Source organism: Thiemannella venezuelensis, assembly GCF_014203605.1.
Classification (GTDB): Bacteria; Actinomycetota; Actinomycetes; order Streptosporangiales; family Streptosporangiaceae; genus Planomonospora_A; species Planomonospora_A venezuelensis.
On the sequence record NZ_JACHJJ010000041.1, the window covers coordinates 1 to 20176 of the forward strand.

Consider the following 20176-nt stretch of genomic DNA (forward strand, 5'->3'; position numbering starts at 1 on the left):
CGGTGACCTGGTGGGCCGGGACGATCTTCGGGCTGACCTATCCGGTCTACGGGTGGATCCTCGAGTCGATCCCGGACAACAACAACCTGCCCGAGCTGCTCGGCTTCGGTGACGGTGTGCTGGTCGGTGTGATCTTCAACACCGCGATCGGCGTGCTGTTCGCGATCACGCTGCCGGTGGTGACCCGCGGCGCGGCGCTGACGCAGGCCGGGCTCAGCCGGGCCATGCTGACCGGCGTCGCCGAGCTGCACGATCGCATCGACGACCTGGCCGAGGGCAGGGCCGCGGCGGTCTCGGCCGAGGCCAACGCGCTGCGCAAGCTGGAGCGCGACATCCACGACGGGCCGCAGCAGCGCCTGGTCTCCCTGGCCATGGACCTGTCCCGGGCCCAGCGCCAGCTCAAGCGCGACCCGCAGGCCGTCGAGCAGATGCTCTCGCAGGCCATCACCTCGACCCGGGAGACCCTGGACGAGCTGCGCGCCCTGTCGCGCGGCATCGCCCCGCCGGTCCTCACCGACCGCGGCCTGGCCCCGGCGCTCGCCGCGCTCGCCGGCCGGTGCACCGTCCCGGTCGACCTGGACGTCCAGGTGGAGGGGCGCTTCCCCGCCGCGGTGGAGAACACCGTCTACTTCGTGGTCGCCGAGTCCCTGACCAACATCGCCAAGCACAGCCACGCCACCGTCTGCACCGTGACGCTGAGCAAGACCGGCGGCGTCCTGATGCTCACGATCGGGGATGATGGGGTCGGCGGCGCGCACGTCGCCAAGGGACACGGCCTGTCCGGCCTCGCCGACCGCCTCAGGGCGGTGGACGGCGAGCTGTCGGTGGACTCACCGGTGGGCGGGCCGACGGTGATCGTGGCGGAGGTGCCGTGCGGGTAGTCGTGGCCGACGACGCTGTGCTGATCAGGTCGGGCCTGATCATGCTGCTGGAGGAGTTCGGTTGCGAGGTGGTGGCGGCGGTGGGCGACGGAGACGGCCTCGTGGAGGCCGTCTCCGCCCACCGCCCCGACGTGTCCGTGGTGGATGTCCGGATGCCGCCCGGTTTCACCGACGAGGGCCTGCGGGCCGCGGTCGAGGCCCGGCGGAGGGTGCCGGGGGCGCCGGTGCTGATCCTGTCCCAGTACGTGGAGGTCTCCTATGCCGACGACCTGCTCGCCGACGCGCGCGGCGCGGTGGGCTACCTGCTCAAGGACCGGGTCGTGGACGTCGACGACTTCATGGGGGCGCTGCGCGCGATCGCGGCCGGCGGCACGGTCTTCGACCCGCAGGTGGTGGCCCAGCTGATGGTACGGCGCCGCCGCGACGACCCGCTGGCCTCCCTCACCCCGCGCGAGCGCGAGGTCCTCGGCCTGATGGCGGAGGGCAGGTCCAACCCGGCCATCGGCCGCCAGCTGGTGATCAGCGACGGCGCGGTGGAGAAGCACATCCGCAGCATCTTCGCCAAGCTCGGCCTGCACGCCGAGGACGGCGACCAGCATCGCCGGGTCCTGGCGGTGCTGGCCTACCTCCGGTCCTGAGAGGAGCCGTGGTCCCGGCGGGCGCGGGGTCGGATAGGATCCGAGCCTTTGCGTGAGCGGCCGGGAGGAGACCGATGCAGGCCCACGACCTGTCGGCAGGCGGCGACGTGCTGGTCCGTGTGCACGAGACGGCCCGTACGGCGGCGCGCCTGCACGGCCTGCCCCGGGCGGAGGTCACGCTGATCAACGTCTCGGAGAACGCCACCTTCCGGGTGGACGACCCGCAGACCGGCGCCCGCTCGATCCTGCGGGTGCACCGGCTCGGCTACCACCCGACCGCCGCGATCGCCTCCGAGCTGGCCTGGCTGGAGGCGCTCCGCGAGGAGGCCGGCGTCAGGACCCCGAGAGTGATCCCGGCTCCGGACGGCTCCCGGGTGCTGACCGTTCCGGGGGAGCCGCCCCGCGACTGCGTCATGTTCGAGTTCCTGCCCGGGACGGAGCCGCCGGAGGACCGGCTGGTCGACGGATTCGAACGGCTCGGCGCCGTCACCGCGCGGATGCACCGGCACGCGCGGACCTGGCGCCGGCCCGCCGGGTTCACCCGCTTCCACTGGGACTACGACGCCGCGCTGGGGAGCGAGTCCCGCTGGGGGCACTGGCGGGACGGCCTCGGGATGGAGCCCGAGGCGCTGGCCGTGCTGGACCGGCTGGACAAGGAACTGCGCGAGCGGCTGCACCGGTTCGGCCGCGGCTCCGGCCGCTACGGCCTGATCCACGCGGACCTGCGCCTGGCCAACCTGCTGGTGACCGGCGACGGCCCGCCCAGCGTCATCGACTTCGACGACTGCGGTCTCGGCTGGTACCTCTACGACCTGGCGGCGGCGCTCAGCTTCATCGAGCACCACCCGCAGGTCCCCGAGATGATCGAGGCGTGGCTCCGGGGCTACCGGACCGTCACCGCTCTCCCCGCCGAGGAGGAGGCCGAGATCTGGACGTTCGTCATGTTCCGCCGGCTGCTGCTGGTCGCCTGGATCGGCACCCACACCGGCGTGGACATCGCCGCCGAGCTGGGCGCGGGCTACACCCTGGGCAGCTGCGAGCTGGCCGAGCGCTACCTGACGGGCCGTCCTCCCGCCTGACGGCTCCGTCCTAGTCGAGGAAGTGGACCTCCAGATCACCGTCGAGCAGGCCTGCCGCCTGTCCGAGAAAGCCGGTGATATGCGGAGACTCCAGGTTCATGGCATGGTCCTCGGGGCGGCGCCACACCTCGTAGAACCAGAAGCGGGCGGGCTCGCCCACCTCGGTGTGAAGGTCGTAGGCCAGGCAGCCGGGCGCCCGCCGGGTCGGTGCGACGAGCGCCGTCAGGGCGTCGTGCAGGGCGGCTTCGCGTCCCTCCTTCGCGCGCATCCGCGCGATGACAGTCAGGGGGGTGGTCATCGGTGCCATGGTGTTCTCCTCCGTGATAGGGGCCCTGCGACAGGGCCGATCCAGAGATTAGGGCGAAGTGGTCCGGTGATACAGTCCACTCTCATGCCGTCGAACCGGACCAATCGCATCACCGGCCTGCTCCTCGACGTGCCCGGTGACGGGCGGGCGCTGCACGAGCGCCTGACGGCCGCGATCAGGACCGCCATCCTGGCGGGCCGCCTCGGCCCCGGTGACGCGCTGCCCCCGAGCCGGGCGCTCGCCGAGGAGCTGAGCTGCTCACGCTGGGTCGTCAACGAGGCGTACACGCAGCTCGTCGCCGAAGGGCACCTCACGGCACGGCAGGGGTCGGGCACGCGGGTGGCGCCGGACGTGCCGGCGCGGCCGGCGGTCCCGCCGGAGAGGACCTCCACGCGGGCGCCCTCGCCGGTCGCCGCCGATCTCCGGCCCGGCGCGCCCGACGTGGCGGGCTTTCCCGCCGCCGCCTGGAGCCGGGCGATGCACCACGTCCTCGCGACCGGCGGGGGCGCGGACGTGTTCCCCCCGGCCGGGGGCGTGCGGCGGCTGCGTGAGGTCATATCCGGTTACCTGGGACGGACCCGGGGGGTGGCGGTCGCTCCCGAGGAGGTGGTCGTCACCTGCGGCACCACGCACGCGGTGGGATTGCTGGCGGGCGTCCTGGCCCGGCGGTCCGCCTCGCGGCTCGCGGTGGAGGATCCCGGGTGGGGCCGGCTCGGCGATGCGGCCGCCCACGCGGGGATGGCGGTGGAACCGGTGGCCGTCGACGGGGAGGGCCTCGACGTCGGGAAGCTGGGCCGGACGGGCGCGGACGCGGTGCTCTGCTCGCCCGCCCACCAGTTCCCCACCGGCGCCGCGCTGTCGGCGGAGCGGCGGCGGGCGCTGCTGGCGTGGGCCGCGGAGCGCTCGGCCGTCGTGCTGGAGGACGACTACGACGCCGAGTTCCGGTACGACCGCAAGCCGATCGGCGCGCTGGCGGCCCTCGACCGGGACAACGTCGCCTACCTCGGTTCCGCGAGCAAGACCCTGCACCCGGGCCTGCGGATGGGGTGGATGGTGCCTCCCGCCCATCTGAGGGACCCGGTGATCCGAGCTCTCGAAAGGTCGGGCGCGGGCCCCGGCGTGTTCGACCAACTGGCGCTCGCCCGGCTCATCGGCACCGGCGACTACGACAGGCACCTGCGCCGCGCCCGCACGCTGTACCGCGAGCGGAGGGAGGCGGTGCTCGCGGCCCTGTACGGCCACGCCGTCATCCGCGACGCCGGACCCGTCGAGGGGATCGCCGCGGGACTGCATCTGGTGCTCTCGCTGCCGCCCGGGCATGACGACCGCGACGTCGCCGACCGCCTGGAGCGCCGGGGGGTGGCCGTGATGCCCCTGTCGCGCTACACCCGCCGCCGCCTCCGGCCGGCCCTGGTCATCGGGTACGGCCGGCTCTCGCCGTCCCGGGCGTCGTTCGCCGCGGCGGAGATCGCGGCGGTGCTCGAAGGCCGCCCCCGCCGGTAGCGGGAGGCCGCCTTCCTCGCCGGCCGTCCTGCCGCCCGGTCACCGACCGCCTACGGCTCCGGGGGCACACCGAGGTGGACCCGGGAGTGACATCCAGGCGAAAAAAGCAGGCCGTCGAATGTTCCGGGCCGACATAGACCCGTCCTTCCGCCGTTGCCACAGTTGCCTTCGACCATCTCGTGGGAGGCGTCCTCCTCCAGGGAGGCCGTACTCCGCCCACCCCTCTCCAGAACGGGATACGACGATGCCGACACCCGGACGACGTCTTCTCCTGGCCCGCCGCGCCGCGCTGAGCCTCCTCCTGGCGGCCTCCACCGTGGGGGCCGCCGGTGCCGCCACCGCGCAGGCGGCCGCACCGAACTGCAGCGTCAAGCACAACGAGAACGGCGAGGGCGCCGCCTGGCTCAACAAGGGCGTCAACCTCAAGACCGGCCCCTACTCCGGCTGCGGCAACGTGACCTGGGCCGCGAAGGACACCTACGTGTACTTCCTGTGCTGGTACGACAACAGCTACGGAAACACCTGGTGGTACGTGCGGATCAAGGGCACCTCCACCCACGGGTGGACGTCCCAGGACAACTTCTACGGGGACATGCACGACGAGAACGGCGACGGCTTCATCACGCCGCTCCGGTGCAAGCAGTGACCGGGTCCTGAGGGGGCCGCCGGCCGACGGTCCGGCCCCGTTCCCGGGGACCGTCCTGGGACGGTCCCCGGGTGCCCCGGGTGCCCCGGGTGCTCAGCCCTCGCCGCGCAGCGCGGCCAGTTCCCGCCGGACGTCCTCGTCGCCGGGATCCAGCTCCAGCGCCCGGGCCAGGTCGGCCGCCGCCTCCTGCGCCCGGCCCGCCGCGCGCAGCGCCAGCGCCCGGTTGAACAGCAGCGCCGGGTCCGCGCCCGGTTCCAGGGCGCGGGTGAAGTCGGCCACCGCGCCCGCCGGGTCGCCGGCCTCGTAGGCCAGGGCGCCCCGTCCGGCCCAGGCGGCCGTGAGCGAGGGAGAACGTTCCAGCGCCCGGTCGAACGCGGTCCTCGCCTCCGCGTGCCGGCCTGCGGCCGCCTCCACCTGGCCCAGCGCGCACAGCAGGTACGGGTTGGCGGGATCCAGCGCGAGTCCCGCCTCCGCGTCCGCCCGGGCCCTGCCGTACTCGCCCAGCGCGGCCAGGAGCCCGGCCCGGTTGGCCAGGGCGTCCACGAACTCCGGATCCAGCTCCAGGGCGTGGTCCAGGTCGGCGAGGGCGCCGGAGTGGTCGCCGGCGGTGAAGCGGATCTCGGCCCGGTTGTAGTACGGCTCGGGGAAGGGCGGACCCGCCTCCATCGCCGTCTCGTAGTCGGCCACCGCCGCGTCCGTCCGGCCGAGCCGGTGCAGCAGGTTGCCCCGGTCGATGTAGTAGTCGGGGTAGCCCGGGTCCGCGGCGATCACCCGGTCCAGATCCTCCAGGGCGTCCTCGGGACGGCCCAGCATGACGGCGAGTTGCGCCCGGTTGGCCAGCAGGACCAGCCGGTGGATCGGGTGCTCGTGCGGGGCGAGCGCGCGGTCGGCCAGGTCCACCGCCTGCTGGACGAGCTCCAGTGCCTTGGCGGGGCGGCCGCGCCGCACCTCGATCAGAGCCCGGCCGTTGAGGTCGAAGCCGAGCTTGAACGCGCGCTCGGCCGGGTCGGGCAGCAGCGTGGAGATGGCGATCGCCTGGTTCACCCAGGCCAGGGCGGCGTCCAGGTCGCGGCGGGCCGGGTCGTGGTGGCGGACCTTCAGCATGCCGGTGGAGTAGGCGGCCGCCGCGTGCGTGACGGGGGAGACGCTCTCCCGCCGGGCGCGGTCGAACAGGGCCTCGGACTCCTCCTCGCGGTGCAGCGAGCCGAGGGCGGTCGCGGTGCTGTGCAGGAACCGCCACCACAGGTCGGGCTCGGCCTCCGGATCGACCAGCGGGAGCGCGCGCAGGCCCAGCTCAGCCACGGCGTGGTGGCAGCCGGCCTCCAGGCACCACTCGACCGCGAACCGCAGCGCCTCCACCGCCCTGCGCGGGTCCGAGCCGCGCTCGCGGTGGTAGGGGATCGCGCCGAGCCGGGCGCCGACCGTGCCCTGCCGCTCCAGCACGTCGGCGCGCTTGTCGTGCTCGGCCGGGCTGAGCTCGGCCTCCGGCGCGGCCTCCTCGCCGACGACCAGGGAGAGCAGCTCCGGGCCGATCCGGCGGCGCAGCACCCGCAGGAGCTCGCGGTCGGTGGGGTCGGCCTCGGCGGCGTTCTCGACGACGATCGTGCGGGGGCCGGTCCCGGATAGGTGCTCGCGGAGGAACTCGGCCAGGCCGTTGGCGATGCGCAGTGTCCGGCGCGGCGCGTGGACCAGGATGCGCTCCGCCCGGGGCAGGCGGGCGGAGACCGACTCACGCCGGGCGGGGACGAGGTCGTGCAGGTCGGGGGCGACGGCGCGCAGCTCGATGTCGTAGCGGGCGATCAGCTCCGGGCGGGCGTCGGGCACCACGGCGGAGGCGATCGCGCCCCCGGCGGTGTACGGCCCGCGCAGGCGCCGGTCGGCGTCCACGGGAGGAAGGAGCAGAGGCGGAAGGCCCGGTCCCTGCGCGGCGAGTGGTCCCCGGCTCACCGGACTCCTTGCGTCGGTCGTCTCGAAGGGTTGTCGTCTCTCAGGCTACGGGGCCGTCTCGCACGGCGCCGCGGACCGGCGCCCATCGCTGGGCGCCGGCTCTGTCCGGGCTGCCTCAGCCGACGTGCTTGGGGCTGGCGGCCCCGGTGAGAGCGACGGTGCCGGGCTTGTGAACGATCACGGGCTTCATTGCATACCTTCCTCGCACTTAAGAACAAATGGAAGTATTCGCAGCATGCGCGCGGATTGACAAGATCTATGCATAATGCTGGCCAGATGCGGACATTCCCTGGACAAGAGTGAGCAGAGACGTCACTGTGAGCCGACCTTTCAGGGGCGAGGCTGCTGCTGCGTGATGCAGTGGATGCCGCCGCCCAGGGCGAAGATGTCGCGCGCGTCCACCGACTCGATCGTACGTTCGGGAAACAGTTTTGCGAAGATTTCGGCGGCCTCCGTGTCCCGCGGGTCGTCGAACGAGCAGAGCAGGGCCAGTCCGTTGGCCAGGTAGTGGTTGATGTAGGAGTAGTCGACCAGTTCCCCGCCGGCCTCCCGGGTCTCCGGCGCGAGCAGCTCGACGACCTCCAGCGGGCGGCCCTTGGCGTCGGTCGAGGAACGCAGGATCGCCAGGTTCTCCCGGGTGACCTCGTGGTCGGGGTGGGACGGGTCGGGCTGGACGTGGCAGAGCACCAGGCCGGGACGGGCGAAGGAGGCCAGCAGGTCCACGTGGCCGCTGGTGCCGTACGGGCCGTAGTCGGCGGTCAGGCCGCGCGGCAGCCAGATCACCTTCTCCACCCCGAGCCGGGCGCGGAGCTCGCCCTCCACCCGCTCCCTGGTCCAGCCGGGGTTGCGCTTCCCGCCGAGCTGCACGGTCTCGGTGACGATCACCGTTCCCTCGCCGTCCACGTGGATGCCGCCGCCCTCGTTGACGAGCTCCGAGCGGAGGCGCCGGGCGCCGGTCCGCTCCAGGATCGCCCCGGCCACCAGGTCGTCCTTGGCGTGGGCGTGCCAGCCCCAGCCGTTGAAGGTCCAGTCGACGCCCGCCAGGCCGCCCCGGCCGTCCAGGAGGAAGGTCGGGCCGTTGTCGCGCATCCAGCAGTCGTCCAGCGGCTGCTCCATCACCTCGACCCGGGGGTCCAGCCAGCGGGCGGCGGACTCGCGCCCGCCCGGGTCGACGACCATGGTGACCGGCTCGTAGCGCACGATCGTGTTGGCCACGGAGGACCAGGCCCGGTAGGACGCCTCGGCGTCGGTCAGCGCGTATCCGGCGACCGGCCAGGACATCCAGGTGCGGGTGTGCGGGTGCCACTCGGGCGGCATGAAGAACACGTGCTGGCTCCTGTCGGAGAGTTCTCGAAAAAGGGCGGTCCGGCGGAGGGGGTACCGGTGATTCGGCCGCGCCGGCGGTTCGGATGTGCGGTGGTTCGGATGTGCGGTGGTTCGGATGTGCGGTGGTTCGGGTGTGCGGGAATTCGGGTGTGCGGGGATTCGGGGGTGAGGACCCCGGGGTGCGCGGGCCCCGGGTCCCGGAAGTGCGTCAGAGGAAGTAGAGGCGGCTGAGGGAGACCGCGTCGGCGGGGGCCGAGCGGAGCTCCTCGCCGTCGAGGCTGACCCGGCCGAGCGCGTCCACCTGGACGGAGCCGAGCCGGGAGTTGCGGATCATGTCCGCCGGCCCGATGTCGCGGGTGCCGCGCACGCCGACGCGCCTGCGGCGGGTCGTCATGTGGTCGCCGCCGGACTCGGCGGCGGCCCGGCCGACGAAGGCCACCGACAGGTCCGCGGCGGTCGCGCCGTGCGCGCCGAACTGCGGGCCCAGCACCAGCGGCTCGCAGGTGTCGGTGGAGGCGTTCGGGTCACCGGTCACGCCGTAGGCCGGGAACCCGGCCTTGAGCACGAGCTGCGGCTTGGCGCCGAAGTGGTCCGGCCGCCAGAGCACGACGTCGGCGAGCTTGCCCGGCTCCAGCGAGCCGATCTCGTGGGCCAGCCCGTGCGCGATCGCCGGGTTGATCGTCAGCTTGGCCAGGTAGCGCAGCACCCGCTCGTTGTCGTTGCGGCCCTCCGCGCCCGGCTCGGCCTTCATCTTCCCGGCCATCGCGAACGTCCTGCGGACCGTCTCGCCCGCCCGGCCCATGCCCTGGGCGTCGGAGGAGGTGATGCCGATGACCCCGAGGTCGTGCAGCACGTCCTCGGCTCCCATCGTGCCCGCCCGGATGCGGTCCCTGGCCAGGGCCGCGTCACCGGGGAGCTCGGGCTTGAGGCCGTGCACCGCGACGATCATCCCGTGGTGCTCGGCGACGGCGTCCCGGCCGAAGGGCAGCGTCGGATTGGTCGAGGAGCCGATGACGTTGGCCACCCCGGCCAGCTTGAGCACGTTCGGCACGTGGCCGCCGCCGCAGCCCTCGATGTGGAAGGCGTGGATCGTCCGGCCCTCCAGCACGGCGAGGGTGTCCTCGACAGAGAGGCACTCGTTCAGGCCGTCGGTGTGCAGCGCCACCTGCACGTCGTGCTCCTCGGCGACCCGCAGCGCGGTGTCCAGCGCCCGGGTGTGGGCTCCCATGTCCTCGTGCACCTTGAAACCGCTCGCGCCGCCCTCCACCAGGGCCTCGACGAGCGGTGCCGGGTGCGAGGACGAGCCGCGCGCCAGGAAGCCGATGTTGACCGGCCAGGCGTCGAAGGCGTTGAACGCGTGCCGCAGCGCCCACGGCGAGTTCACCCCGACGCCCCAGACCGGCCCGAACTCCTGGCCGATGACCGTGGTGACGCCGGAGGCGAGGGAGGCCTCCATGATGCGCGGGCTGAGCAGGTGCACGTGGGTGTCGATCGCGCCGGCGGTGGCGATCAGCCCCTCACCGGAGACGATCGTGGTGCCGGTGCCCACCACCACGTCCACGCCGTCCAGCGTGTCGGGGTTCCCGGCCCGGCCGACGGCGTGGATGCGCCCCTCCCGGACGCCGATGGACGCGGTCCGCACCCCCAGGAACGGGTCGAGGACCAGCACGTTGCTGATCACCAGGTCGCAGGTCTCCCCGATGGAGGCGGCCTTCAGGTGCAGGCCGTCCCTGGCCGTCTTGCCGAACCCGGCGAGGAACTCCTCGCCGGGCTTCTGCGAGTCGTGCTCGACCTCGACCACGAGGCCGGAGTCGCCGAGCCTCACCCTGTCGCCCTTGCGCGGGCCGTACACGCTCACTGGTGGACCGTCCCCTCGCCGGTGACCGGAAGACCGCTCATGCGCCACCGCCCAGGTAGCCGCAGGCCCGCGCCTTCTCCATGGCGCGTTCGAAGGCTCCGGGGGCGTCCAGCGCCCCGTCCACCAGCCCGGCGAAGCCGATCGCGACCCGCGCGCCGCCGATCGGGATCAGCGGGACGGTACGGCTCTCGCCCGGATCGAAACGGACCGTGGAGCCCGCGGGGATCGCCAGCCTGCGCCCGTAGGCCGCGCCCCGGTCGAACCGGAGGCGGGGGTTGACCTCGAAGAAGTGGAAGTGCGAGGTGACGCTGATCGGTACGGCGGCGGTGTTGACCACCTCCACCTCCGTCACGTCGTCCCGGCCGGTGCCGTCCGGGCCGGTGAAGGCGCCCGGCGGCTCCGCCCCGGCGGCGGGGCCCGCGCCCCGCGGGCCGGCCGCCGCGCCCGCCGGGAGGTCCGTGCGGACGGCGGTGCCCGCGCGGGTCGTGGCCCCCGCGTGGACGGCGGCGGCCTCTCCGGCGGCCTTCCCGGCGCTCCCCCCGGCGGGCTCCCCCGCGGCGTCGCGCACGGCCGGCTCGATCACGGCTCCGGGCGCGTCCAGGCCGAGGGAGCCGCCCCCGATCGGATCGTTCACCACGGCCAGCCGGGTGCCGTCGTCGAAGACGGCCTCGACCATCACCTCGGTCACGATGTCGGCCACGCCGGGCAGCACGTCCTCCGGGCCCAGCACGCCCCGCCCCGCCTCGACGGCCTCGGCGAGCCGGGCCCCGTCCCGGGCGGCCTCGCAGACCGCGTCCGCGATCAGCGCGGTGGCCTCCGGAACGTTCAGCCGCAGCCCCCTCGCCCTCCTGGCCCGCGCCAGCTCGGCCGCGGTGAACAGCAGCAACCGGTCGCGCTCGGTCGGTGTCAGTCGCACGGCCACCCTCCTGTTAGAACGGTCTTCAAACTTAGAGCAGCATTCTAAGCCGGTACGGTGTCACTCATGACTGCCGAACCGGAGCCCGCCGCACCGCCGGAGAGCACGCGACCGCGACCAGGGGGGACGCGACCCGCGGGAGCGGATCCGTCCGGGCGCCCCCCGGAGGCCGGGCCGTCCAGGGTGGAGCCCCTGACCCGGCTGGAGCGCCCCGACGTGCGGGCGCACGTGCTGCGGGCGGCGCTGCTGGCGATCGACGAGGTCGGGCCCGAACGCGTGCGGGTCCGGGACATCGCCGAGCGGGCGGGCATGAGCAGCGGCCACGTCATGTACTACTTCGGCAGGCGCGACCGGATCCTGGTCTCCACGCTACTGCTCAGCGAGGACGAACTGGCCGAACGCCGCACCGCCGAGCTCGCGGCCGTGGCCGATCCGCGCGAGGCGGCCGTCCGCTTCGCGGAGCTGTACCTGCCCGCGGGCGCCAAGGACGTGCGCTGGCGGCTGTGGGCCCAGGCCGTCGCCCGGCCCCCGGAGGACGAGGAGACCCTGACCCGGATCGCCGGGTTCGCCGGCACCTGGGTGCGGGAGCTGGCCGGGATCGTGACCCGGGGCATCGGGGCGGGGCTCTTCCGCCCGATCGGCGACGCCGAGGGTCACGCGAGGCGGGCGTGCCGGGTGATGGACAGCCTCGCGAACGACGTGCTGCTCGGCCTGCCCGGCTGCGACGCGGCCTGGGCCCGCGACCAGGCCGTGCAGGAGATCATGTGCGGCATCGGGTCCTGACCGGGACCGGGCCGGATCGCGCCGGGGCCGGGTCCGGCGGGGAAGGCCGGACCCGGCCCCGGGGAGGTCAGCCCGTGTGGACGGGCTCCCGCTCCGGCTCGGGGACCCGCAGGGCCCGGCGCGGGCGCCGGAAGCGGTCCTTGACGTCCTCCACGATCGTGTAGAGCGTGGGCAGCAGGACCAGGGTCAGCAGGGTCGAACTGGTCAGGCCGCCGATCACGACGACGGCCAGCGGCCTGGACAGGAACCCGCCGTCACCGGTCAGCCCCAGGGCCATCGGGGTCAGCGCGCAGATGGTCGCGACCGCGGTCATGATCACCGGGCGGACCCGGTGCCTGCCGCCCTCCACGACCGCCTCGCGGGCGCTCATGCCGCTCTCGCGGTACTGGCGGACCAGGTCGAGCAGGACGATCGCGTTGGTGACCACGATGCCGACGAGCATCAGCATGCCGATCAGGCTGGGCAGCCCCAGCGGCGTACCGGTGGCCACCAGCAGGCCGAGCGCCCCGGTGGCCGCGAACGGGATCGAGACCAGCAGCATGAGCGGATGGGCCAGGCTCCGGAAGGTCGCCACCATGACCAGGTAGACGATCAGGATCGCCGCCGCGAGCGCGGTGAACAGGCTCCCGAACGATTCGGACTGCTGCAGGCTGACCCCGCCCAGGACGGCGGCGGCGCCGCCGGGCAGCTCCAGCGCGTCCAGCCGCCGGTCCAGCGCGGCCGAGGCGGCGCCCAGGTCGTCGCCGGTGAACTTCGCGCTCACCGTGGTCGCCCGCTCCCCGTCGATCCGGGAGAGCCGGGCCGGCGCCGAGACGGTCTCGATCACGGCCACGTCCTCGAGCGCGACCGTCCGGCCGAGCGGTGCCGGGATGCGCAGGTCCCGCAGGGCGGCCACGTCGCCGGCGGTCCTGCCGACCCGCAGGGACACGTCGTGCTCGGCGCCGTCGAGAGTGATCCTGGCGACCTGCTCGCCCTGGGTGACGCGGGCCACGGCCTGGGTGACCTGCCCCACGGACAGGCCCCGGGCGAGCGCCTTCTCGTCGTCCACCCGCACACTGAGCTGCTCGGACGTGCCGGAGATCCCGGCCTCGACCTCCGCGGCGCCGGGCGTGCGCCGTACGGCCCCGGCGACCAGGTCGGCCGCGCGGGCCAGGGAGGCGTCGTCGGCCGCCGTCACGGTGACCGCCAGGTCGGTGGAGGCCAGACCGCCCTGGTCGCCCTGGACGGTCACCTCGCCGACCGCCGGATCGGCCGCGGCCAGCTCGGAGACCCGGGCGCGCACGTCCCGGCGCAGGGCCTCCATGTCGGCGTCCTTCTCCGCGGTGAGGGTGAAGGCGGCCACGTTGCGGGCGCCGCCCGCCTCGCTCCGGTCCGGCTCGACGGTGACCTGGTAGGAGGCGACACCGGGTACGTCCCCGACCGCCCGCTCCACGGTCCGGGCCGCGGCGTCGGCCGCCTCCAGGGACGTGCCCTCGGGCAGCTCCTGCCGCACCTGGAGGGTGGTCTGCCCCGAGCTGCCGAGGAAGTCGGTCTTGAGCTGGCCCGCCAGGCCGCCGGTGACCACGAAGATCGCCGCAGCGGCCAGGAGCGTCACCCACCGCCGCCGGACGGCGAAGCGGATGACCGGGACGTACGCCCGCTGGAGCAGCCCCCGGCGCTCCCCGGCCTCCACGGCCTCGCGGCTCACCCCCGCCGCGGGCGCCTTCAGGAACCAGTAGGCCAGGACCGGGATCACCGTCAGCGAGACCAGCAGCGAGGCCAGCAGGGCGATGGTCACGGTCAGCGCGAAGGCGGAGAACAGCGCCCCGGAGATCCCGCCGGTGAACGCGATCGGCAGGAAGACCGCCACCGTGGTCAGAGTGGAGGCGGTGACCGCCCCGGCCACCTCGCGGGTGCCGGTCAGGACCGCCTCCCGCTTGGCCTCGCCGTACCCCAGGTGCCGTTTGACGTTCTCGATGACCACGATGGAGTCGTCGACGACCCGGCCGATCGCGATCGTCAGCGCCCCGAGCGTCAGCATGTTCAGCGTGAAGCCGTTGGCCCACAGCCCGATGAGCGCGACCACCAGCGAGAGCGGGATCGAGATCACCGTCACGAGGGTGGAGCGGAATGAGAAGAGGAAGACCAGGATGACCAGGGCCGCGAAGCCCAGCCCGAGCAGTCCCTCGGTGGTCAGGTCGCCGATGGACTTCTCGATGAACTCCGACTGGTCGAACGTGACGGTCAGCGTGGTGCCGGACCCCAGCGCGCGGGTCAGCCCGGGGATGCGCCTGCCGACCTCCGCGGCGATGGCCACCGTGTTCCCGCCCGGCCCGGCGATGACCGACACGCCCAGGCTCGGCCTGCCGTCGGTCCGGGTCAGGCTCTGGGGGCGGTCCTCCACGAGCGCGACGTCGGCGACGTCGTCGAGGGTGACCTTCGGCGCCAGATGGAGCCTCCGCAGGTCGCCCAGGGAGTCGAAGCCCTCGCCGACCTGCAGGGCGAGCGAGCGGCCCCCGTCGGTGAGGGTGCCCGCGGGCACGACGGACCCGCCGGCCGTCAGCGCGGCGGCGACGGCGTCGGCGGTCAGACCCCGCTCTCCGAGCCTCTTCAGGTCCAGGCGGACCTCCACCCGCCGGGCCCGCTCGCCGCTGACCAGCACCCGGCTCACGCCGTCGATGCCGCCCAGCTCGGCCGGGGCGAGCTCCTGCAGGCGCCGGGCCAGCGCCCGCTCGTCGTCGCCGGCGACCGCCAGGGACATGACCGGGAACTCGGTGGAGACGCCCGGCGCGACCTCCGGGGTCACCCGGGCGGGGAGCAGCGGCTGGATCCGCGCGATCCGCTGACGCAGGTCCGCAAGCACCTTGTCCAGATCGGTGCCGTGCTCGTACTCGACGGAGACGCCGGACATGCCGTCGCTGGAGAACGAGGTGATCCTCTTCTGGCCCTCGCCCCCGTCGACGGCCCCCTCGACCTTCTCGGTGACGTCGCGCTCGACGATCTGCGGCGCGGCGCCGGGATAGGCGGTGGTGATGCTGGCGGTCGGCACGGAGAACGGAGGGAGCAGCTCCTGTTTCAGCGACACGGCGGCGACGGCGCCGAATATGAGGACAGCGATCGTCACCAGGGCGACGAGAGCCCTGTTGGCGAGGCTGATCCGGGTAAGGGCGTTCAACGGTTCCCCCTCGGGATTCGATGGTCCCCTCCAGGGTTCGATCTCCGCGGCGGGCCGCGGTAGCGGCCAAGGTTGCGCCGCGGATCCACGAAAGTTGCACCGCCGTACCTCTTTGGTCGGCTGTTGCGGTGGCGCCGTGGCCCGGCCTCCGGGAGGCGGATAGCGTGACCGCGTGAAACCGAAGATCTCCCGGGCGGTCGCGGCCGACGCGGTGCTGGCGGTCGCGGTCGGCGCGCTCGGCTCGGCGGACATGCTCGTCAAGCTGGCCCAGGGGGACACCTCGGCCTGGGCCGAGGGCGCCGCGCAGCTCGCCGCGGCGCTGGCCCTGCTCGCCCGGCGCCGGGCGCCCGGCGCGGTGGGGGCGCTGTGCGCCGCGCTCTGCCTGCTGAGCCCCGTCCTGGCGGCGCCGTTCGCCGCCTACGCGATCGGCGTGTACGGCCGCGGCCGCGACGCGGCGGCCATCATGCTGATGTCGGTCCTCTTCGTCCGGCCGTGGACCGTTCCCGGCACCGTCGCCGAGGTGGTCCTCAACAGCTTCTCCGGCACGCTCGTCCTGCTGGCCCCCGTGCTGCTCGGCATGTGGCGGCGCTCGCAGATCAGGTTGATCGGGGCGCTGGCCGACCGCGCCGAGCGGGCCGAGCACGAGCGCGAGCTCATGGCCGAGCAGGCCAGGCTGGAGGAGCGGGCCCGGCTGGCGGGGGAGATGCACGACGTCGTCACCCACCGGGTCAGCCTCATGGTCCTGCGCGCGGGCGCGCTGCGGACCGTCGCCCGCGACGAGGAGGTGCGCGCGGCGGTGGAGGAGCTGCGCCAGGTCGGCTGCCAGGCGCTGGAAGAGCTGCGCGACCTGGTCGGGGTGCTGCGCTCGGAGGACCGCTTCGGCTCCGCGCGCACTGCCGAGCCCGTCGTGCTGGACCTGTCGGGCCTGGTGGCCGAGTCCCGCGCGGCGGGCGTCGAGGCCGGGCTCGCCTGCGAGGGCGAGCCGGTCCCCGCACCGCCCGTCGTGGCCCGCACCGCCTACCGGGTGGTCCAGGAGGCCCTGACCAACGTGCACAAGCACGCGCCCGGATCGGAGGTGACCGTCACCGTGTCGTACGCCGGGGACGCGCTCGGCGTCGCGGTGCGCAACACGGCGGCCGCCCGGGGCGGCGGGATCGCCCTGGGCGGCGGCGGCACCGGCCTCAGCGGCCTGCGCCAGCGCGTCGAGCTGCTGCGCGGCCGCCTGGAGGCGGGGGCGACGGAGGAGGGAGGGTTCGCGGTGACGGCGGTCCTGCCGACGGGGCCCGGCGAGGACGCCGCGGACGGGCCGTACGCGTCGAGCGGGGCCGGCTCCGCGGGGCCGGGGAGGCGGGTGGCGGGATGATCCGGGTGCTGCTCGTCGACGACGACCGGATGGTCTGCGCCCAGTTGCGCACCATCCTGTCGGCCGCCGACGACCTGGTCGTGGTCGGAGAGGCCTACGACGGGGCCGAGGCGGTGGAGTCCGTCGTCCGGCACCGGCCGCACGTCGTGCTGATGGACCTGCACATGCCCGGCGTGGACGGGATCGCCGCGATCGGGCACATCACCCGGTTCCCGGCCCCGCCCAAGGTGGTGGTGCTGACCACCTTCGACCGCGACGGGTACGTGCTGCGCGCGATGAGCATGGGCGCCTCCGGGTTCCTGCTCAAGGACACCCCTCCGGAGGACCTGATCGGCCTGGTTCGGGTGGCGGCCGACGGCCACACGGTGCTCTCCCCGGCGGCGACCCGGAGGCTGCTCGCGGCCTCGGCCGGGCGCGACGCCGCCAGGGAGCAGGCCGCCTCCCGCCTCAGGGAGCTCACCGAGCGCGAGACGGAGGTGCTGGTCTGCCTGGGAGAAGGGCTGTCCAACGCGCAGATCGCCCGCAGGCTTCACCTCTCCGAGGCGACGATCAAGAGCTACGTCTCACGCATGCTGGTCAAACTGGGCTTCTCCAACCGGACCCAGGCCGGTCTGCTCGCCTCGGAGGCGGGACTCACCGGGCCGGAGCGCATCGGCTGACGGCCCGGTGAGGACTCCGCGGCGCCCCGGCGGGAGGGGCGGCCGGGCCCGCCGGGCGCCGCTCAGGCGGCGACGCTGGTGATCACGGCGAAGCGCGCGCCGTGCGGATCGGTGAGGACGGCGAAGCGGCCGACGCCCTCGGCGTCCGTGCCGGGCATGACGACGCCGCCGCCGAGCTCCCGGGCCCTGGCGGCGACCCCGTCGCAGTCGGCGACCTCGAAGTACGCCAGCCAGTGCGGCCGGTCGCCCTCCTGCAGCGGCATGATTCCGGCCATGCTGGTGTCGGGGTCGTCGCCGGTGCAGGCCATGACGTAGGTCGCGTCGCCGAACGGCATGTCCGTGATCCTCCAGTCGAGCACCGTCCGGTAGAACGCGCGGACGGCGTCGGGAACCGCGACGTACAGCTCGGTCCAGGCCAGCGAGCCGGTCTCGGTGACGAGATCGAGGCCCCTGGTCGCGGCGGGCTGCCAGACCGCGAACTCCGCGCCGCCCGGGTCGGAGAACCCCGCCATCCGGCCCTTGTCGAAGACGTCGGAGGGCGGGAAGCGCACGGTGCCGCCCGCCTGCTCGACGGCCTTGGCGGTGGCGTCGGCGTCGGCGGTCTGGAAGTAGACCGTCCAGGCCGGGCTCGCGCCCTCCCCGGTGAGCGGGCCGGCGGCGGCGACGGTCCGGCCGCCGAGCTGGAAGAAGCCGTAGCCGCCGGCCCCGGGGCCGGCCGACCGGAACTCCCAGCCGAACAGCCCGCGGTAGAAGGCGACGGAGTCGTCGACGGCGGGACTGCCGAGGTCGATCCAGTTGGGAGCGCCCGGGACGTAGTGCGTGGTGAGCATGGTGTGCTCCTTCGGGATGGGTCCCTGACGGCGGCCAGGCGTCCCCGCCCTGGCGGGAGGCCTGCCGTCCGTCCGTCCATGCGCCAGCCTGGCACGGACCGCCGACAATTCCGAGGACCCGCGCGGGAGGCGGCGCGGGCGGCTTCCCGGCGCGGCCCGGCCGCGTTCCGGGCGCCGGACGGCCACCGCGGGCCCGGCCGGGTCACGCGCTCGCCGAAGACTCCGGCCTGGAGCCGGGGACCTGCGCCGGAGCGGCCCGCGCCACCCGGTCCCGGCCGTTCTGCTTGGCGTCGTACAGGGCGACGTCGGCGCGGTGCAGCAGTTCCAGCGGGCTCTCCCGGCCGTCCCACAGCGCCAGACCGGCGGAGAAGGTCTGGCGCTCGGGGGTGACCAGGCGCAGGGCGGAGAGCAGGTGCTCCGCGGCGTCCAGGCCGCGGCCGGGCATCAGCAGCACGAACTCCTCGCCGCCGTAGCGGGCCAGCATGTCGTCGGAGGCGAGCACCAGGCTCCAGGCGGTGGCGGCGCCCGTCAGCAACCGGTCGCCGGCCTGGTGGCCGTACGTGTCGTTGAACAGCTTGAAGCGGTCGAGGTCGACCATGGCGAGACTGAGCGGCCCGCCGGTGCGCGCGGAGACCTCGTACTCCCGGACGATCTGGGCGTCCAGGGTGCGGCGGTTGGGCAGGCCGGTCAGCATGTCGGTGCGGGCGATCTCGTCGAGGCGCCGGGCCTGGGCCTGCATACGTCTCAGCAGGCCGGACATCCGGGCGACCACCAGGATGAAGAGCAGGGCGGAGGTGATGGTGACGGCCCAGGCGCTCAGTTCGAATCCGAACAGCAACTGCACGGCCAGCGTGCCGGGGGCGAGCAGCACCACCGCGGTCAGCGTGACCAGCCGCCGCGTGGTGAAGGACGGCACCGCCGCGGGTTCGGCGTGCAGCAGGTCCCCGGCCGACGGGTGCAGCGCCGCCGCGCCCCAGGCCAGGTAGGACAGCAGGAAGGGCAGGTCGCCCAGGGGCAGGCCGAGGATCTCCCCGCTCTCGGTCGAGATGAAGACGACGTCGGCGAGGAGGAGCAGCACCAGCGCGGAGGTGAGCAGGTGGAAGGCCGGGGCACGCACGCCCGAGGCGGTCAGCACCCGGACGAGCCCGGCGAGCAGCACCACGTCGGCGAGCGGGTAGCCCAGCGAGATCACCTGCCCGAAGGCGGAGTCGTGGCCGCCGATGCTCGGGCTGATCAGGAGCACCCAGTACGGCAGGGCGAGGCCGACGACGAAGATGGCGCCGTCCAGCACGGCCTCCCGGTCGGCGGGGGAGCGGCGGTACCGGACGAGCAGCAGGAGCGCGGCGGTGACGAGCGGGTACTCCATCAGGTAGAGCACGTCGGCCGGAGAGGGGAAGGGGTCCGTCAGAGCGATGTGCTTGTAGTAGAGCCACAGGGTGTCGCCGAGGACGGCGGCGAACTGGCCGAGTCCCATCAGCGCCCAGATGCGGCCGGTCGCGCCCCGCAGGCGGGCGCCCGCCACGAGCGCGGCCACGACGCTGGAGAACCCGATCAGGGCGTACAGCGCATCCCGCCAGATGGCGTCCGGGAGCAGCACGAACACCCCCATGGCGAGTACTCCGCCGAGGAGGTAGACACGCCACGCCCGGAGACCGTCCACGCCCGCCCCATCGGCAGGGCGGGCGGGCTCCTGAGGGAACCGGGAGAACCCCGGGGAGCCGGGAGGGAACCCGGTCCCGCCCGGGAACCGCGCCGGGAGGGCCCGCGGACCGGGAGGGGCGGCGGATCAGGAGAGGCGGCGGATCAGGAGAGGCGGCGGCGGTTCCGGGGGCGAAGTGCCGGAGACGACCGATGGGCCGGCTCCCGTGCGGGAGCCGGCCCATCGCCGAACAACGTCGTGGTGGACGATACAGGGATTGAACCTGTGACCTCTTCCGTGTCAGGGAAGCGCTCTCCCGCTGAGCTAATCGTCCTCGGGCGAAAGCCAGAGGTGGAGACGGGATTTGAACCCGTGTACACGGCTTTGCAGGCCGTTGCCTCGCCTCTCGGCCACTCCACCGAGCGAGGCCCGGGGGCCTCTTTCGAGCGGAAGACGGGATTCGAACCCGCGACCCTCACCTTGGCAAGGTGATGCTCTACCACTGAGCCACTTCCGCGTGTGCTCGCCGGTCGGACCGGCCTCACGCAGAGAACTCTAGCGAATACCGGGCGACTCCCCAAACCGGAATCGGGCAGGGAGTCGTCAGGCGAGGGAAATGTAAGGGGCTACCATGGTTATCACCGGTT

At 73.8% G+C, this 20176-nt stretch carries 16 protein-coding genes and 3 tRNA genes; 8 read left to right on the plus strand and 11 right to left on the minus strand.

Going from position 1 to position 20176, the window contains the following annotated elements; all coding sequences use genetic code 11:
* The 3 genes from FHS22_RS35275 to FHS22_RS35285 form a co-directional block, all read left to right on the plus strand.
* Positions 1 to 881 (plus strand): sensor histidine kinase (locus FHS22_RS35275; protein ID WP_184948551.1); only part of this gene is annotated, 881 nt, incomplete at its 5' end.
* Positions 872 to 1519: a response regulator gene (locus tag FHS22_RS35280; RefSeq protein ID WP_184948552.1), complete on the plus strand. Its 648-nt coding sequence runs from the start codon at positions 872 to 874 to the stop codon at positions 1517 to 1519. The genes FHS22_RS35275 and FHS22_RS35280, both read left to right, overlap by 10 nt.
* A gap of 74 nt (positions 1520 to 1593) precedes the next feature.
* Positions 1594 to 2598 carry a phosphotransferase enzyme family protein gene (locus FHS22_RS35285; RefSeq protein WP_184948553.1) on the plus strand — a complete coding sequence of 335 codons (1005 nt, stop codon included), beginning with the start codon at positions 1594 to 1596 and terminating at the stop codon, positions 2596 to 2598.
* A 10-nt stretch (positions 2599 to 2608) separates the two neighbouring features.
* Here FHS22_RS35285 and FHS22_RS35290 read toward each other — a convergent pair whose 3' ends face one another.
* Positions 2609 to 2896 (minus strand): putative quinol monooxygenase, encoded by a 288-nt coding sequence (locus FHS22_RS35290; protein WP_184948554.1) that lies wholly within the window; start codon positions 2894 to 2896, stop codon positions 2609 to 2611.
* 93 nt (positions 2897 to 2989) lie between these two features.
* Between FHS22_RS35290 and pdxR the strand changes: the two genes are divergently transcribed.
* Together pdxR and FHS22_RS35300 are read left to right on the plus strand one after the other, a co-directional pair.
* Entirely contained in the window at positions 2990 to 4408 is a 1419-nt protein-coding gene (pdxR, locus tag FHS22_RS35295; RefSeq protein WP_184948555.1) for a MocR-like pyridoxine biosynthesis transcription factor PdxR, read from the plus strand.
* Positions 4409 to 4652: 244 nt separating this feature from the next.
* Positions 4653 to 5054, plus strand: coding sequence for a hypothetical protein (locus FHS22_RS35300; protein ID WP_221474525.1), 402 nt, complete (start codon positions 4653 to 4655; stop codon positions 5052 to 5054).
* 93 nt (positions 5055 to 5147) lie between these two features.
* Here FHS22_RS35300 and FHS22_RS35305 read toward each other — a convergent pair whose 3' ends face one another.
* The 4 genes from FHS22_RS35305 to ureA all read right to left on the minus strand — a co-directional run bounded on the left by FHS22_RS35305 (position 5148) and on the right by ureA (position 11101).
* Entirely contained in the window at positions 5148 to 7001 is a 1854-nt protein-coding gene (locus tag FHS22_RS35305; RefSeq protein ID WP_184948556.1) for a tetratricopeptide repeat protein, read from the minus strand.
* A gap of 330 nt (positions 7002 to 7331) precedes the next feature.
* On the minus strand, positions 7332 to 8318 hold the full coding sequence (locus FHS22_RS35310; RefSeq protein ID WP_184948586.1) for an agmatine deiminase family protein: 987 nt from the start codon (positions 8316 to 8318) through the stop codon (positions 7332 to 7334).
* 217 nt (positions 8319 to 8535) lie between these two features.
* Positions 8536 to 10185, minus strand: a complete 1650-nt coding sequence (locus FHS22_RS35315) for an urease subunit alpha (RefSeq protein WP_184948557.1) — start codon at positions 10183 to 10185, stop codon at positions 8536 to 8538.
* A gap of 37 nt (positions 10186 to 10222) precedes the next feature.
* A complete protein-coding gene (ureA, locus tag FHS22_RS35320) occupies positions 10223 to 11101 on the minus strand; it encodes an urease subunit gamma (protein WP_184948558.1) in 879 nt (292 codons plus the stop codon).
* Between the two features lie 183 nt (positions 11102 to 11284).
* Here ureA and FHS22_RS35325 point away from each other — a divergent pair, with 183 nt between their 5' ends.
* Entirely contained in the window at positions 11285 to 11884 is a 600-nt protein-coding gene (locus FHS22_RS35325) for a TetR/AcrR family transcriptional regulator (RefSeq protein ID WP_184948559.1), read from the plus strand.
* A 67-nt stretch (positions 11885 to 11951) separates the two neighbouring features.
* Here the strand turns inward: FHS22_RS35325 and FHS22_RS35330 are convergent, their stop codons facing one another.
* The gene (locus FHS22_RS35330; protein ID WP_184948560.1) at positions 11952 to 15038 is read right to left on the minus strand and encodes an efflux RND transporter permease subunit; all 3087 of its coding nucleotides are present in this window, start codon (positions 15036 to 15038) and stop codon (positions 11952 to 11954) included.
* A gap of 172 nt (positions 15039 to 15210) precedes the next feature.
* Here FHS22_RS35330 and FHS22_RS39485 point away from each other — a divergent pair, with 172 nt between their 5' ends.
* On the plus strand, positions 15211 to 16401 hold the full coding sequence (locus tag FHS22_RS39485) for a sensor histidine kinase (RefSeq protein ID WP_221474526.1): 1191 nt from the start codon (positions 15211 to 15213) through the stop codon (positions 16399 to 16401).
* Positions 16398 to 17060: a response regulator gene (locus FHS22_RS35340; RefSeq protein ID WP_184948561.1), complete on the plus strand. Its 663-nt coding sequence runs from the start codon at positions 16398 to 16400 to the stop codon at positions 17058 to 17060. Before FHS22_RS39485 ends, FHS22_RS35340 begins: the two co-directional genes overlap by 4 nt.
* A 62-nt stretch (positions 17061 to 17122) precedes the next feature.
* On the opposite strand, the gene FHS22_RS35345 is transcribed toward FHS22_RS35340, so the two are convergent.
* The 5 genes from FHS22_RS35345 to FHS22_RS35365 form a co-directional block, all read right to left on the minus strand.
* Positions 17123 to 17890 (minus strand): VOC family protein, encoded by a 768-nt coding sequence (locus FHS22_RS35345; protein WP_184948562.1) that lies wholly within the window; start codon positions 17888 to 17890, stop codon positions 17123 to 17125.
* 202 nt (positions 17891 to 18092) lie between these two features.
* Positions 18093 to 19550, minus strand: a complete 1458-nt coding sequence (locus tag FHS22_RS39490) for a diguanylate cyclase domain-containing protein (protein ID WP_184948563.1) — start codon at positions 19548 to 19550, stop codon at positions 18093 to 18095.
* Positions 19551 to 19788: 238 nt separating this feature from the next.
* Positions 19789 to 19863: transfer RNA gene (locus FHS22_RS35355), tRNA-Val, on the minus strand.
* Positions 19864 to 19878: 15 nt separating this feature from the next.
* Positions 19879 to 19949: transfer RNA gene (locus FHS22_RS35360), tRNA-Cys, on the minus strand.
* A gap of 25 nt (positions 19950 to 19974) precedes the next feature.
* Positions 19975 to 20046 (minus strand) — tRNA-Gly (locus FHS22_RS35365).
* Positions 20047 to 20176: the final 130 nt, after the last annotated feature.

Bases quoted from the DNA above. Each gene is read 5' to 3' on its own strand.
- FHS22_RS35285 (WP_184948553.1), top strand. From the start codon at position 1,594: ATGCAGGCCCACGACCTGTCGGCAGGCGGCGACGTGCTGGTCCGTGTG.
- FHS22_RS35290 (WP_184948554.1), bottom strand. From the start codon at position 2,896: ATGACCACCCCCCTGACTGTCATCGCGCGGATGCGCGCGAAGGAGGGA.
- pdxR (WP_184948555.1), top strand. From the start codon at position 2,990: ATGCCGTCGAACCGGACCAATCGCATCACCGGCCTGCTCCTCGACGTG.
- FHS22_RS35300 (WP_221474525.1), top strand. From the start codon at position 4,653: ATGCCGACACCCGGACGACGTCTTCTCCTGGCCCGCCGCGCCGCGCTG.
- FHS22_RS35310 (WP_184948586.1), bottom strand. From the start codon at position 8,318: ATGCCGCCCGAGTGGCACCCGCACACCCGCACCTGGATGTCCTGGCCG.
- FHS22_RS35340 (WP_184948561.1), top strand. From the start codon at position 16,398: ATGATCCGGGTGCTGCTCGTCGACGACGACCGGATGGTCTGCGCCCAG.
- FHS22_RS35345 (WP_184948562.1), bottom strand. From the start codon at position 17,890: ATGCTCACCACGCACTACGTCCCGGGCGCTCCCAACTGGATCGACCTC.